The following is a 15,156-nucleotide window of genomic DNA, read 5'->3' on the forward strand; positions in this document are numbered from 1 at the left end:
GAGCTGATTGAATAGGACAGGCACCAGTCTTACTTGGTGTAAAACCGATCTTTAAGACCAGAGTTTAGGAAAAATAGTGGACGACAAGCGTAATATCATCATGGCGGTCTTGCTAACCGGCATCATCCTGTTTGGCTGGCCAGTCCTGATGGAAACATTTTTCCCGGACATGGTGAACAAAAACGAAGCGATTGAGCAATCCGAACAGGCTACTGCCGATTCACAGGGAGCCACGCAGGCTGATGGATCTGCTCCTGTTGTTTCGACTACACCCGGCTCCGCCACCATAGGCGCAGATGCCGCGGCAGGCACGATCCGCAAGCTGCCGGTTGTACTGGCAGAAAGTCCCCGCGTTGCAATTGAAACACCGCGCTTGAAGGGTTCGATCAACTTGCAGGGCGCGCGGCTTGATGACCTGACGCTGACCGACCATACAACAGAGCTTGCCAAGGATAGTCCACCTGTGCGTCTATTCTCTCCATCCGGTACCAAGGACGCCTATTTCAGCCGTTTTGGCTGGGCTGGTGATGGCGTCACGCTGCCTAATGACAAAACGGTCTGGAATGCGGATCAGGACAAACTGACGCCCGACACACCTGTAACGCTGAGCTGGTCCAACGAAACCGGACAGACTTTTGCGATCACATTTTCAATTGATGAGAATTATCTGATCACAGCTGAGCAAAGCGCGACCAATCGCGGTGGCAATGCAATCGCACTCAATCCTTTCGGTATACTCAGCCGCGTCCGCGACCTCGACAATGTACCACCGGGGGAGGCCGATAGCTGGACCATCCACATAGGCCCAATGGGCGTGTTCGAAGGAATCGCCAATTTCGATACCGACTATGATGATGTCGACGAGGCGGGCACCAATGGCATTGCGGCCGATGCTACCAAGGGTTGGGTCGGCTTCACCGACAAATATTGGCTCGGCGCGCTGATTCCTGTCAGCGATGCGAAAGTCGAAGCCAAGTTTCGCGCAGGAAGCGGCGACGTTTATCAAGCACAGATAGCCCGCGAAAATGCGCAAATTGTGGCGCCCGGAAAAGTACTGAAAACCACCACCCGCCTGTTTGCCGGCGCCAAGGAAACAGCATTGCTCGACACTTATAAAGAGCAATATGACATCACCTTGCTGGACCGGGCGGTCGACTGGGGCTGGTTCTACTGGTTTGAAAAGCCGCTTTTCTATCTGCTCAACTGGCTGTTCAAAATGGTTGGCAATTTCGGCGTTGCGATCATCATCATGACCTTCATTGTGCGCGGGCTGATGTTCCCGATCGCACAAAAACAATTTGCCTCAATGGCGCAGATGCGCGCCGTGCAGCCAAAAATGAAGAAAATTCAGGAAAAATATAAGGACGACAAGCAGAAGCAGCAGCAGGAAATCATGAAGCTGTACAAGGATGAAAAGGTCAATCCTTTGGCCGGTTGTCTGCCGATCTTCCTGCAGATTCCCATCTTCTTTGCGCTGTATAAGGTGCTGATGCTTTCCATTGAAATGCGTCATGAGCCCTTTGCCCTGTGGATCAAGGATTTGTCTGCGCCCGACCCGCTCACGCCGGTCAATCTGTTCGGCCTGATCCCGTTTGATCCACCAAGTTTCCTGGCTGTAGGGATATTGCCAATCCTGATGGGCATTACGATGCACTATCAATTCAAGCTGAACCCCCAGCAAATGGACCCGATGCAGCAACAGATTTTCGGCCTGATGCCGTGGATCCTGGTATTCATCATGGCACCCTTTGCCGCCGGCTTGCAGCTCTATTGGACAGTATCCAACGTCCTTACAATCGCGCAGCAGAAATGGCTCTATTCCCGCCATCCACAGCTGAAGGAGCAGATGGCCAAGGATGCTGAGGAAAAAGCGAAAAAGGCTGCGGAAGAAAAAGCGGGCGCATGACCCCGCTTCATCCGAAAATTTTTTCCGGGCCGATTTCTTTCCTGAAATCGGCACCGCAGCTGCAGTTTTTGCCCGACCCGTCGGTACCGGAAATTGCATTTGCGGGCCGGTCCAATGTCGGCAAGTCATCGCTGATCAATGCGCTAACCGGCCGCAATGGACTTGCACGGACGTCCAATACGCCGGGCCGGACACAGGAACTGAACTTCTTTGATATCGGTGATCCGCTCATCTTCCGGATTTGCGATATGCCCGGCTATGGCTTTGCCAAGGCACCGCCGAAAGTGGTTCAAAAATGGCGCTATCTGATCAACGATTATCTGCGCGGACGGCAAGTGCTCAAACGGACTTTTGTGCTGATCGACAGCCGTCACGGGATCAAGAACACTGATGAAGATGTGCTGGATATGCTCGACAAGGCAGCCGTCAGCTACCGGATCGTTATGACCAAGGCCGACAAGGTGAAAACAGCCGCGCTGGAAGCGACCAAGGCAAAGGTCTTGGCAGAGGCGAAGAAGCATCCCGCCGCGCATCCAGATCTGATCATTACCTCTTCAGAGAAAAAGCAGGGCATTGACGAGCTGCGCATGGCCGTACTGGAAGCCGTTCAGATATAGGCTCAACTATCGGTCGGCGTAACTTTGCCCATCGCCATCGCGAATATCAGTATGTAAGATTCCCGCTTTCGCTTGCATGATGAGTGGGTTAGGTATGTGTCTATGAAACTGATAATCGGAAACAAAGCCTATTCCAGCTGGTCCATGCGCGGATGGCTCGCCTGCAAACAATCCGGCCTCTCTTTCGAAGAGCTCACCGTCCCGCTCTATGGAGAGGATTGGGATGATGTGCGGGAGACCGAGAATTTTGCTCCATCAGGCGGCAAAGTCCCAATCCTGTGGGATGGCGAAAGCGTGATCTGGGACAGTCTGGCGATTATCGACTGGCTCGCCGACAAAACCCATCGTGACCGTTTCTGGCCGAAGGACGAAACCGCCCGCGGCATGGCCCGGTCGATGGCCGCCGAGATGCACAGCGGCTTCATGGCCCTGCGCAAACAATGCCCGATGAACACACGCAAACGCTATGAAGGGCTTCAATTCACGCCAGAGGTCATTCAGGACGCCGCCCGTATCATGCAGCTTTGGGCACAGGCGCGGGCGCGCTTTGGTCGCGGCGGCCCGTTTCTGTTTGGCACTTTTGGCGCTGTCGATATCATGTACGCCCCGATCGTATCGCGTTTCCAAACCTACGGCGTTCAGGTTCCCGGCTTTGCCGCATCCTATATGGACACCATATTGGGCCATGACTGGATGATCGAATGGATGGAGGCTGCCGAGGAAGAACCCTGGGTGATTGAACATTTTGATACGCCAGAAGCTGCAAAAGGCTGAACCAAAAGCATGAGCAACTCTAGCGTCCTTGAACTGGCCAAACGGCTGATCGCCTGTCCGAGTATCACGCCCGCAACGGGGCGAGTGTTTGATGAAATGGAAGCGATGCTGGAGCCTCTGGGTTTTGAAGTGTCACGCTTTATTGCCGGCGACAGAACAGAGGATGAAGGTCTGGGCGGAGCGGTCGAAAATCTCTTCGCGATCCGTAAGGGACCGGAAGGATCCCGCCATTTTGCTTTTGCCGGACATCTGGACGTAGTGCCTCCCGGTGAAGGCTGGGGAACCGATCCGTTTGTTCCCGAGGTCAAAGGCCATTTGCTTCACGGGCGCGGCGCGGTGGATATGAAAGGCAGTATCGCCTCCTTTGTGAGCGCGCTTCACAATTTGCCGAGCGACTTGGGTACGATCAGCCTGATCATCACCGGTGACGAAGAAGGACCAGCGCGTTTTGGTACAGTTGCCCTGATGGACCTGATGGCAGAGCGCGGCATTACGCCAGATCTTTGCCTTGTAGGTGAGCCGACATCGGTGAACCGGCTAGGTGACATGATGAAAATCGGTCGGCGCGGTTCGGTCAATATGTGGATTACTGTCAACGGCACACAGGGTCATGTTGCCTATCCCCATCTTGCTGACAATCCGATCACGAAGCTGGGCAAGATCCTGAGCGAAATAGATGCGGTCCAGCTCGATGAAGGTACCGACTGGTTTCAGCCGAGTAATATCGAATTTACCGATATTCATGTCGGCAATCCGGCGCATAACGTGATCCCCGCCAAAGCCGAAGGACGCCTTTCGATCCGGTTTAATGATCAGCATAGCGGCGACAGCCTGAGTGTGCTGGTTCGTGAAATTGTCGAACGCCATGGTGGCGAGCTCAATCCGATTATTTCCGGGGAGCCGTTTCTGACACCACCCGGGGAATTATCAGGTCTGATTGCCGATGCGATTACGGAAGTGACCGGGGTCGAACCGGAATTATCCACTACGGGCGGCACGTCTGATGCGCGGTTCCTGTCGAAAATTGTGCCGGTCGTGGAATTTGGCCTCTGCAACGCAACCATGCATAAGCTGGATGAAGCCGTAGCGATGGAAGACCTGGAGCAATTGTCGAAAATTTACGCCCTGGTTGTTGAGCGGGCGCTTGGTTAGAAATTATCGCCTTCGCCGCAGAATAATATAGAGAGCACCGGCACCGCCATGACGCGGATGAGCGCGTCTGACTGCCGCTATATGCGAAGCATGACGAGAGGCCGCCAGCCAATCCGAGATTGCCGCCCGTATGGCACCGCGCCCCCCTTCACGACGGCGCTGTTCTTCGCTACGGGCCTTGCCGGTGATTAGCAGGATCGCACGATGACCTGCTGCAATGCTAAGTTCCAGAGCGCTATCCAGCCGTCCATGCGCTGATGACAGCGTGTAGCCGTGCAGGTCGATGGTGACGTCCGGTTGTACAACGCCCTTGTTCAACCGACGGTCCCAATGACCGTCCAGCCCCGCTTTTTCCGGAATGGCAATCTGCTCTCTTAACGGGATCGCCTTGGTTGGCGCACCGCCGAATGTTGACGCTGTAATGGGCCCGCGCACCTCAGGCAGCTTCTTCGCCACTGGCAGTGCTTTAACACGGCTGACGCGCGCTTGATCCAGCGGTTCCACCGTCTCGATGACCTTCTGCCACAACGCCTTTTCGCCGGCGGTAAGGGGCCGGTCGGACATCCGGCCTAATTGCCTTGCCGACTTTGGAGCAGCTTGGCCACACTGCCTTTGGGTAGGAAGATCAACGCCTGTCCACGCGACGACATACCGCCCGCAATTTGTGCCGCTTCCTCGCCTGCCCCCCAGAATGTATCAAAGCGGTTGGCGCCCTTGATCGCGCCGCCGGTATCCTGCGCAATCCAGATACCATCGGCGATATTATGCTCCATATCGAGGAATACTGGCGCGCCCAGAGGCACAAATTTCCGGTCGGCCGCGACCGACGTGCGGCCAACAACCGGATGGCCCATCGCCCCCAGAGGGCCAGGTCCGGTTAGCTCGCGAAAGAAAATGTAACTTTTATTTTCCCGCATGATCTTGCGGCCTTCTTCCGGATTGGCCCGCAACCATTCGATAATGCCTTGCATATTGGTCTTGCCATCAGCGAGTAACCCGCGTTCGCGCATCACACGGCCAATGCCAGTATAGTCACGGCCATTTTGCCCATCATAACCAATCCGCATAACCGACCCATCAGGCATGGCGACACGGCCGGAGCCTTGAATCTGCAGGAAGAAAAATTCGATATAGTCAGACGCCCAGGCCAGTTCGAGGCCCTTCCCCTGCAAAGCACCATCGTCAATTTGCGCGCGCTCTTCAAACGGAACCAGCCTGGTGCCCTCCACCTTGCCGCGGATACGTTTGTCTTTCAGGTCATCAGAAAACTCGCCGAGATTGACATCGAGCAAATTGGACGGGCGCTTGTAAATCGGCACCTGACTGCCATTGGTGCGCACGCGCGATCCTTGAATCTGTGGTTCAAAATAACCGGTGGCAAAGGCCTTGCCATCACCAACCTGCACGGCCTCGAAATAGCGTTCAAAAAAGCTGCGCGCATCGCCATCCGGCCAACCACTGGCGGCATCGCAGGATTGCCGCCAATCTTCGCCCTGGGTCAGGCCGCTATTGTCAGGCCGCCGTACCAAGGACGAACAGCTGGTGCGAAAAGACTGCAGCGCCGCACGGGCTTTGCCCGATTGCAGATTGAGCGACGAAACATCAGGGCCCAGCGCAACGCCCACACCAGTCGCCCTGGTGTCATCGTCAGAAACAGGCGTGACCTGATCAGAGGTGACGGCCTCGAAAGTCCCGGCCGTTTGACTGACTGGTGCTTGCCGGACGGGATTACGCGCTGGTTCGGGGCTAGGCGGCGGACCTGCAGTCCATTGACCGTCTTCAGCAGGTGCGCCGCGGGCCGTACCTTCGGGAATAATCGATAGCGAACAGGCGCTGACAAGCGCCATTACGCCGAATAATCCCCCGATTTTCATGATATTAATGCTTCGTCCCACGCAGGACTTACGCTTCATCTGTCTCGTCGAGAATCCAGTTCGGATCGGCACTGGAAAGATCGCGCATGAAGGTCCAGACGTCATGCGTCTCGACCGCATCAGTAAGCGATCCGCCGATCAATTTACCGTCCTTGTCTTTGACAACAGCGGCGATATCGGCATCAAAGCGCACCGTGATCCGCGCCATCCGACGATCATAATCCGCATCGGCAATCCGTGCCTCTTCGATCCTTACCAGACGGTTTTCCAAGACCTCGCCATTGGCCTCACGGGTGTCAATGGCCTCGACAAAGCTTTCATAGACATCATCGTCGCACAATTCTTTCAACTGCTCACGATCGCCGGTCCAAAATGCTTCCAAAATCATGCCATAGGCAGCCTTGGCACCCTCGACAAAACGTCCGGCATCGAAATTGCGGTCCGCATTGATGATCGCACGCATGCCCGATTCGGCAGCGGCATCATAGATCATCGTCGGTTGTGGCGCCGGAGCAGGTGAAGCGGGGACGATATCCGGAATCGGACTATCCCGCTGATCATCGCGCACAGACCGGTCTTGAGCACGCTTATCCAAGCCGTTCTCTACGTTTCGGGGGGTATGCTCCTGCTCATGGCCGGTGCGTTTACCCAAAACGGAATAGAGGCGCAGGCCCAGAAAAGCAGCTACCATCGCTAAAAGAACAATCTCGATAGTCACGATATCTCCAATATCTCAGTTACCCCCTACATAGGCAGGAACTGCGCCAGTTTCAAATGGCTTTCGCGTCTTTTACAAGCGGCAGCGCTTAATGTAGTCACAATCGGTTCATAACTTCTGACGGTTTATCCGTCTGATTGTGAACGGCCGCTGACGAAATTATGCCAATGTCGCTGCATTATAGACCGGACAGCCAGCACATTTCGGGCATTGCCCTGTCCCCCATCCCCTGCTAGGCGCGCTGCAAACGGGGCATGGCTATGCTCCAGATCTGAATATTGTGGAATATCCCGAAAGGACGAGCCAAATGGCCGAAGAAAATGGTAATGTGACAACCCCGGATCCGGCGGCCAATGGCGCGGACAACCAACCGCAAATTGGGGTGATCTCGCAATATATAAAAGATCTGTCGGTTGAAAACCCGAATGCGCCGGACGTCTATCAGTGGGAAACCCAACCGCAAATCGACGTGCAGTTTAACATCGGCTCAAAGCCGGTGGCGGACGAAGTCAATGAAGTTGAGCTGAAGATCGACGTTGTCGCAAAGGCCGATCAGGGCATCGCATTTCAGGTTGAACTATTATACTGCGGCCTTTTCGGGCTGCGTAATGTGCCAGATGAGCAAGCGCATCCGTTCTTGTTTGCCGAAGCACCGCGCCTGCTATTCCCGTTTGCCCGTGCGATTATTTCCGACGCCGTGCGCGATGCCGGATTTCAGCCACTGATGCTTGAGCCAATCGATTTCACTGCGCTTTACATGCAGCAGCGTGAGCAGCAGGCTGCGATGGAAACCGGAGAACAACCGGTTGGCAACGCCTGATCGATCTCCTTTTGCAAGCAAGCCATCGGGGCTGAGCTTGTCGAAGCCCGTTTGTCATCTTGAGACGTGTTTCGACAGACTCAGGACCAACGGAAATGACTTAAGCCGGTTGCGGGCTCGATGAACTTGCTCAAATCCACCGGAACCATTGCGGGGCTGACCATGGTCAGCCGCATATTTGGTTTTGTGCGCGATATAATCCTCGCGCGCGTACTAGGTGCCGGAGCGGCAGCGGATGCCTGGCAGCTGGCATTTCAACTGCCCAATATCTTTCGCCGGTTGTTCGCGGAGGGCGCTTTTTCGGCAGCCTTCGTACCGCTGTACAATCGCAAGATGGAAGAAGATGAGCAACGCTCCGCCGCACAAAATTTTGCGATTGATGTGCTGTCGGTCTTTGTCCCGATCCTGCTGATCTTCTCAGCGATCATGATGCTCGCCATGCCGGCAATCATCTGGTTCATTGATGATTTTGGTGAAGGCGGTCGCACCACAGACTTTACGATAAGCCTGGCCCGGATCACCTTTCCCTATCTCGGCCTGATCAGTGTGACGACGCTGTTCGCGGCAATCCTGAATAGCGTGAGCCGTTTTGCTGCCGCAGCGGCCGCACCGATCATGCTCAATATTTGCATGATCAGCGCGCTTCTCATCGCCATGGCTATTACCAACGGCTCCATCGCAGCGAATTCGGAAAACTACTGGACCATTCGTGGTATGGAACTAAAAAGCTCCGAGCATCTGGCCGCTTATCTGTTGGCGTTCAGTGTCGCTTTTGCCGGCTTGCTGCAAATGCTGTGGCTCTTCTACTGGGCGCGCAAGGCAGGTTTTTCCTTTGCAATCAGAAAACCGAAATTCAACGCCGATGTGAAAGAGCTGGGCATCCTCATCCTGCCTGCGGTTTTTGGGGCCGGTATTTATCAGATCAGCCGGTTTATCGACCTGTTCTTTCTTGGCCGTCTGCCGGAGGGCAGTTTTGTCTATCTCGCGATGGCGGACCGTCTCAACCAGTTGCCGCTCGGGATTATCGGCATTGCCCTTGGCACGGCGATCCTGCCCGCGCTGTCCCGTTTCATTGCCAAGGATGATCAGGCCGGTGCACAGCGCCTGCAAAGCAATGCCATAGAGCTGGGCATGCTGTTGACCATACCGGCAGCCATTGCCCTGTTTTTCGCAGCCGGGCCGCTCGTTACGTCCTTTTATGTTGGCGGCAATTTTGAAGTCAGCGATGGCACCACCACTGCCAACGTAGTTGCCGCCCTTGTCATCGGCCTGCCTGCTTATGTGCTTGTCAAAGTCCTGATTCCCGGATTTTTTGCACGCAAGGATACGCGGACGCCGGTTTATACTGCAGGCATATCGCTGCTGATCAATATCACGCTCAACATCATCCTGATCCCGGTTTACGGTATTTACGGACTGGCACTGGCGGGAGCTATCGCAGCTTGGTGCAATTGCGCCATGCTCTACACCATGCTGCACCGGCGCGGGCATTACCGGATCGAATTGTCGCTGTTGCTTCGTATCTTGCGGATCACTCTCTCGGCGCTCGGCATGGCGGTGGTGCTGATTTATACCGCGCCACTGGGCGAAGGGCTTTATGATGGCAATATCTGGCAGCGGATTGGATCAATTACAGCGCTGGTCAGCGTGGGCGGTCTTGTCTATGCGGTGTTGGCATGGGCGACCGGCGCGGTCGACCGCGACAAGATCACCATGTTAACCAAAAAGAAAGCCGCCGAAGAGGCAGCACAAGAAGGACAATAGACCATGCGTACGGTTTCGGGCATTCAGCCCACAGGTAATCTCCATCTCGGCAATTATCTGGGCGCGATCAAAAACTGGGTGAAGCTGCAAGAAGAATCCGAATGCCTGTTTTTTCTGGCTGACCTGCATGCGATTACAGTCCCCAATGATCCGGCGGAACTGTCTGACAACTGCCGGAACATGGTGGCAGCCCTCGTCGCTGCGGGCGTCGATACCAAAAAGTCGATCCTGTTCAACCAAGCCCGGGTGCCGCAGCATGCCGAGCTCGCCTGGATGCTGATCTGCAACACCCCAATGGGATGGCTGGACCGGATGACGCAATTCAAGGAAAAATCGGGTAAACATAAACAGCGCAGTTCATTGGGTCTTTACGGCTATCCTGTGCTGCAGGCCGCCGATGTGCTCATCTATCAAGCCACACATGTGCCTGTGGGCGAAGATCAGAAACAGCATCTGGAACTGGCGCGCGATATTGCGGCCAAGTTTAACAATGATACCGAACAAGAGGTTTTCACTCTGCCCGAACCCTATATCGGCGCAACGGCAGCGCGGATCATGTCACTGCGCGATGGCGCAGCGAAAATGTCGAAGTCCGACCCATCGGATTTGAGCCGAATCAACATGACCGACGATGACGATACGATTGCCAAAAAGATCAAAAAGGCCCGTACCGATGCCGATCCCTTGCCCGGCAAACTGGAGGAACTGGAGGGACGCGCAGAAGCAACCAATCTGGTCGGCATTTATGCGGCACTGGATGACAGCACACCGCAGGCGGTGCTGGACCAACACGCCGGACAGGGTTTTGGCGCATTCAAACCCGCTCTGGCGGACCTTGCCGTTGCAAAGCTTTCCCCGATCCGCGATCGATATGAAGAACTGCGCGAAGATAAAAACGCGATTGACGCGATTCTAAGGGATGGTGCCGAACGCGCACAGATCTTGGCGCAGCCGACGGTGGACAAGACCTATGCCGCCTTGGGATTGCTCAGGGACTAGTCACCACCCAGACAATTTCGATCAACTGCGACATCCTACAACGGTATCGCGGTCTCGAACTTTTTGCAGGACCAGACAACATGGCTGTCATAGCGCCTTATTGCGGGGTTGCTCATAAAGGCTTCTTTGCCCCAGTCCTCATACCATTCCGGACTGGGTCCCTGCACGATCAGGCAATAGTCGACCGGGCCTGAAATGTGATAGCCCTGCAGAATTTCCGGCGTCGAGCGGATCTGCTCGTCAAAAGCATCAAAAGCCTCAATAGTTTCGTTCTGGAAGGAAACGAGGACAACCAGACGAACGCCGATATCGCCAGTACGTAGCACCGCCACGTCTTTTTCGATGAAACCACTGTCACGCAGCAGTTTCAGCCGCCGCCTCACCGCCGAGGCCGACAGCCCTACCGTTTCTCCAATATCCGCATGGGTCCGCTGATTATCATGCTGGATGATTTCAAGAATCTGCCGATCAAAACCATCCAGGTCGGAGATTTTCGCTATTGCGTTTTTCACCATAATTATTGCTCCTGACACATATTTACGCCGAATCAGTAACGATAAAAAGCGAGAAAAAGCAGAAAATCGTTGCTAGATGACCTTCACTTCTTCCTCAACTCCCCCTTTTCTTTTTGGATACCCCCCAACATTCAGAAGGTCCTCATAATGAAACGCTCCCTTTGCCTGTCCAGTGCCGCCGTCATACTGTCCAACACGGCTATGCCCGCTCATGCCGCCGACGCGGTCGTTTCGCCGTCCGTCACTGAGAACCGATGTAGCGATGGTGTGTTGGAATGCATGGCATCCATTGAAACACCCGGTTCGCCTGCGATATCACCGGATGGTAAAGCCGTTGCCTTCACCATCCGCACGGCTGACTGGGAGAAAAACCGCTATGATCGGGAAATCCATCTCATAGTAAATGGCAAATCCGTTCAGCTGACCAATAATCCAAAAGGATCGTCCGGCGACATTGCTTGGTCTCCCAATGGTGAGCAGATTTCCTACCAAGCCAACACCGATATCGGCACGCAGATTTTCTTGATGAACCGGGACGGCAGCAACGTCCGGCAAATCACGGCTCTGCCGGGCGGAATCAATTCCTATATCTGGTCGCCCGATGGCCGCTACATGGCTTTGAAACTGAGCGAGTCACCGGCAAAGTCCAAAGCGCAGGTCGAAAAAGCTTATGGTAATTTCGCATTTGCCGACGATTATTCTGGCCGCGATCATCTGTGGTTGCTCGACCTGACAAAGGCCCAAAGTGCGAATGCACCAATTACCAAGCGTTCCGAACATACGGACACAGAGGCACCATTAAGGCGGCTAACAGGAGGCACAGCCTTCACCATTGGCAGCTTCTTTGGCGGAAGCTTTACGTTCACGCCCGATAGCAAGGAAATCCTGTTCGATCATGCCAAAAGCGGATCGCCCTATGATCTGGGGACGCAGGATATTTCCGCGGTCAATATCGCGACCGCCGAGCAGCGCCCCGTTGTCCGCCGTCCTGGCATGGATCTCGACCCCAAAGTCTCCCCGGATGGAAAAACCGTGGCCTTCCACATGGGCGAACCGCCTTATTACTATACCCGTCAATATTGGATGGGCCTGACGCCGATTGAAGGCGGAAAGATCGAACAGATCAGTGATACGACCGATAAATATAATGATGCCAATATTATTGGCTGGCAAGGTAACGCGATATTTTTCATGTCGCACTATCGGGTCGAAAGCAATCTGTACCGCATGGACCTGGATTCGCGGAAAGTCACTAATTTGACCGCTGGTCGCGGCCGGGTAGAGGGATATTCCTTTACCGCTGACGGCAAAACTGTTGCTTTTGGCGCGGTGGATGGCGAGCGCGCGAAGGAGATTTACACCCGCAAAGTGACGGCGACCGGATATGCTGATAAAAAGCGTCTTACTCAGTTCAGTCAGGCGATCGCCGACTGGCCGAATACCAAAGTGCGCCTGGTTCAGTGGACCACGCCGGACGGGCTGGATTTGGAAGGGGTCCTGACCCTGCCAGCTCCGGAAAACCGGCTGGATGGACCAATGCCCGTGCTGGTTATCGCTCATGGCGGTCCATCAGCCACCTCGCGCCCACGGCGGATGCCGGATGAAATTTACCCGACCGAATATTGGCTACGTAAAGGCGCTGCGATTTTTGAACCCAATTATCGGGGGTCGGGAAGCTATACCGACGAACTGATGGCAGCGAACGTCCGCTCCTTGGGCATTGGCTACACGGTAGATGTCGAATCCGGAATCGATCACCTCATAAAGATCGGCATAGCTGACCCCGAAAAGCTCGGTGCCATGGGCTGGAGTGCGGGCGGCACAGTAACCGCTGGTCTTGTCGTACGAACGGCGCGCTACAAGGCGTTTTCTGTGGGAGCGGGAATCACCGACTATGGGACATATTATGCCCTAAGCGATCAACCCACCAGCCCGCTTGCTTATCTGGAAGCAACTCCATCGGATGATCCGGAAATTTATAAGGCAACCGGAGCCATGGGGTCGATCAAAAATGCGGTTACACCGACACTGATTCAACATGGCCGCAATGATAACCGTGTGCCTTTCGCCAATGGAATGGAGTTTTTCCGCGGACTGAAGGATGCTGGCGTCGAAACCGAACTGGTTGTCTATGAGGATACCGGTCATGTGATTTCCCGGCCCAAAGAGCGGATGGCCGCGATGGAACATAATGCCCGCTGGTTCGATGCTTATCTATTTGGTGACAGGGATGCGGCAAACTTGGAACTCAGCGCCCCCTGAAGGCGGTGGCGTGAAAATCGGCGTCAGCAACATCGCCTAGCCGTCAAAAGCGGCCCATATATTGCGCAAACCCTTCGGCTTTTCCATCGCCCGTAAAGCATCTAAAGCGCTCTGCAGATCAAGGCTGTAGTAAGCAATTGCATCTTGGCTACTCGTCATCTCGGCGCCCATTGCAGCGATCAGACCAGCGGCTTTTCTATTTTCACGCAACACCGCAATATCCAGCTTGCTTAGCCCCTGTTCCAGGCAGTTGCTGAACAATGCGGCAATCAACACCCGTGATACACCCTTGCTTTGATATTCATCGAGCACCGCGATCGCGAACTCACCCCTTGCCGGGTCATCGGTACTTCGGATCGCATGGGCCGCCGCAATGGGCGGGTGATCATCCGCATCCAGATTGACCACGCCCCAAGCAATATGATTAATGCCATCTACGGCCGATAGCTTTTCGACCACGGACGCAGGGGCAATTTTAAAGCTGGAGAAGAAGCGCAGATAGCGCGAGCGATCAGATAATTCCATGATACCGCGCTCAATCTTACCTTGATCGGAAGGGTGGATAGGGCGCAAACAAACCTTCATGCCGGAACGCAGCTCTGTTACAATGGAACAGGGTAGTTCTGGTGCGTTTTCATGTTGCTCTGGCACAGGCTGCCTTTTTGCAGGGGGAAGAATATCACCTCACTTATCAAATTTTCAGAGGCGTGGACAGGATTGCCGAATTGGGAACGCCCCTATTGAAATCAATGCCCAGACCGGTTCGAGATAAAAAAGCTGTCCTAGGCAGCCATGATTATGCCATTATCGGAGCAATAGACGGAAACGATTCTACAAGGAGAGACAGTGATGGCCACCGCAGTAAAAGACGCTCCCGAAAAAGACGCAGGCAGCGCAATGCAGGTTGATGCCGGTTTCAACATTCCCGACCCAACGACCATTGACCGGCTGGAAGGGAAAGTCTCTGACGCTGAATGGAAATTACGCTGTGATCTCGCGGCAACCTATCGGCTTTGCGCGATGCATGCCTGGACCGATCTGGTCTTCACCCATATCTCCGCGCGCCTGCCTGACGAAGATGGCGAAGAACGCTTCCTCATCAATCCCTATGGCGTGATGTTTGACGAGATGACCGCGAGCTCGTTGGTCAAGATCGACCTCGAAGGCAATATCAAGCAGGACACGCCTTACTTCATCAATCCCGCCGGTTTCACTATTCACAGCGCGGTCCACAGCGCCCGCGAAGATGCGGGTTGCGTCATCCATGTCCATACACCGTACGGAATCGCAGTGTCGGTGCAAAAAGAGGGCCTGCGCCGCTACACGCAATTTTCCATGCAGGTGCATGAAGATCTCGCTTATCATGATTATGAAGGCATTGCGCTGGACCTGGACGAACGCGAGCGCCTGATTGCAGATGTGGGCGAGAAGAACCTGCTGATTCTGCGCAATCACGGCACGCTGACTGTTGGCAAAAACTGTGCATTGGCTTTCCTGCGCATGTATTTCCTTGAAAATGCCTGCAAGACGCAAATTCTGGCGCAAGCCGTTGGCGGTGCAGAGCATTTGCACGAGGAGCCGGAAGATATGGGTCAGCGTGTGCATCAGCAAACCGCGCCTGCCTTTATGCCCGGCCTAGGCGACAATCTGGTCTGGCCTGGCCTGATGCGCAAATTGAACCGGACCAATCCGGGCTTCGACCACTAGGCACAAAGCGCTTTTGTAACTTTACCGCGATGATGGTCGCTGTCTCTT

The 15,156-nt window shown here is 54.7% G+C and carries 14 protein-coding genes; 9 read left to right on the top strand and 5 right to left on the bottom strand.

What is annotated here, in order from left to right; translation table 11 throughout:
* Nucleotides 1-76: 76 nt before the first annotated feature.
* From yidC to dapE, 4 genes are all read left to right on the top strand, one after another.
* Entirely contained in the window at nt 77-1,906 is a 1,830-nt protein-coding gene (gene yidC / locus DK507_RS08480; RefSeq protein ID WP_109355928.1) for a membrane protein insertase YidC, read from the top strand.
* Nucleotides 1,903-2,523 (top strand): ribosome biogenesis GTP-binding protein YihA/YsxC, encoded by a 621-nt coding sequence (yihA, locus tag DK507_RS08485; protein ID WP_109355929.1) that lies wholly within the window; start codon nt 1,903-1,905, stop codon nt 2,521-2,523. Before yidC ends, yihA begins: the two co-directional genes overlap by 4 nt.
* 102 nt (nt 2,524-2,625) lie before the next feature.
* Nucleotides 2,626-3,297: a glutathione S-transferase family protein gene (locus DK507_RS08490; protein ID WP_109355930.1), complete on the top strand. Its 672-nt coding sequence runs from the start codon at nt 2,626-2,628 to the stop codon at nt 3,295-3,297.
* Between the two features lie 9 nt (nt 3,298-3,306).
* Nucleotides 3,307-4,449 (top strand): succinyl-diaminopimelate desuccinylase, encoded by a 1,143-nt coding sequence (gene dapE, locus DK507_RS08495; RefSeq protein WP_109355931.1) that lies wholly within the window; start codon nt 3,307-3,309, stop codon nt 4,447-4,449.
* Between the two features lie 3 nt (nt 4,450-4,452).
* Here the strand turns inward: dapE and DK507_RS08500 are convergent, their stop codons facing one another.
* The 3 genes from DK507_RS08500 to DK507_RS08510 are packed head-to-tail and all read right to left on the bottom strand — an operon-like array spanning nt 4,453 to nt 7,041.
* Nucleotides 4,453-5,013, bottom strand: a complete 561-nt coding sequence (locus tag DK507_RS08500; protein WP_109355932.1) for a Smr/MutS family protein — start codon at nt 5,011-5,013, stop codon at nt 4,453-4,455.
* Nucleotides 5,014-5,018: 5 nt separating this feature from the next.
* Nucleotides 5,019-6,323, bottom strand: a complete 1,305-nt coding sequence (locus tag DK507_RS08505) for a murein transglycosylase A (protein WP_109355933.1) — start codon at nt 6,321-6,323, stop codon at nt 5,019-5,021.
* Between the two features lie 28 nt (nt 6,324-6,351).
* On the bottom strand, nt 6,352-7,041 hold the full coding sequence (locus DK507_RS08510; protein WP_162558977.1) for a Tim44/TimA family putative adaptor protein: 690 nt from the start codon (nt 7,039-7,041) through the stop codon (nt 6,352-6,354).
* Between the two features lie 307 nt (nt 7,042-7,348).
* Here DK507_RS08510 and secB point away from each other — a divergent pair, with 307 nt between their 5' ends.
* From secB to trpS, 3 genes are all read left to right on the top strand, one after another.
* Nucleotides 7,349-7,861, top strand: a complete 513-nt coding sequence (secB, locus tag DK507_RS08515; RefSeq protein WP_109355935.1) for a protein-export chaperone SecB — start codon at nt 7,349-7,351, stop codon at nt 7,859-7,861.
* A 120-nt stretch (nt 7,862-7,981) separates the two neighbouring features.
* Nucleotides 7,982-9,625, top strand: a complete 1,644-nt coding sequence (gene murJ, locus DK507_RS08520; protein ID WP_109355936.1) for a murein biosynthesis integral membrane protein MurJ — start codon at nt 7,982-7,984, stop codon at nt 9,623-9,625.
* A 3-nt stretch (nt 9,626-9,628) separates the two neighbouring features.
* Nucleotides 9,629-10,624, top strand: coding sequence for a tryptophan--tRNA ligase (trpS, locus tag DK507_RS08525; RefSeq protein WP_109355937.1), 996 nt, complete (start codon nt 9,629-9,631; stop codon nt 10,622-10,624).
* A 35-nt stretch (nt 10,625-10,659) separates the two neighbouring features.
* On the opposite strand, the gene DK507_RS08530 is transcribed toward trpS, so the two are convergent.
* Nucleotides 10,660-11,139 carry an Lrp/AsnC family transcriptional regulator gene (locus tag DK507_RS08530; protein WP_109355938.1) on the bottom strand — a complete coding sequence of 160 codons (480 nt, stop codon included), beginning with the start codon at nt 11,137-11,139 and terminating at the stop codon, nt 10,660-10,662.
* Nucleotides 11,140-11,286: 147 nt separating this feature from the next.
* On the opposite strand from DK507_RS08530, the gene DK507_RS08535 reads away from it, so the two are divergent.
* Nucleotides 11,287-13,401 (top strand): S9 family peptidase, encoded by a 2,115-nt coding sequence (locus tag DK507_RS08535; protein WP_109355939.1) that lies wholly within the window; start codon nt 11,287-11,289, stop codon nt 13,399-13,401.
* A 36-nt stretch (nt 13,402-13,437) separates the two neighbouring features.
* Here the strand turns inward: DK507_RS08535 and DK507_RS08540 are convergent, their stop codons facing one another.
* Nucleotides 13,438-14,052, bottom strand: coding sequence for a GNAT family N-acetyltransferase (locus tag DK507_RS08540; protein ID WP_109355940.1), 615 nt, complete (start codon nt 14,050-14,052; stop codon nt 13,438-13,440).
* A 198-nt stretch (nt 14,053-14,250) separates the two neighbouring features.
* Here DK507_RS08540 and DK507_RS08545 point away from each other — a divergent pair, with 198 nt between their 5' ends.
* The gene (locus DK507_RS08545) at nt 14,251-15,108 is read left to right on the top strand and encodes a class II aldolase/adducin family protein (RefSeq protein WP_109355941.1); all 858 of its coding nucleotides are present in this window, start codon (nt 14,251-14,253) and stop codon (nt 15,106-15,108) included.
* Nucleotides 15,109-15,156: the final 48 nt, after the last annotated feature.

Origin of the sequence: Sphingorhabdus sp. EL138 (assembly GCF_900258045.1) — a bacterium.
Taxonomy (GTDB): Bacteria; Pseudomonadota; Alphaproteobacteria; order Sphingomonadales; family Sphingomonadaceae; genus Parasphingorhabdus.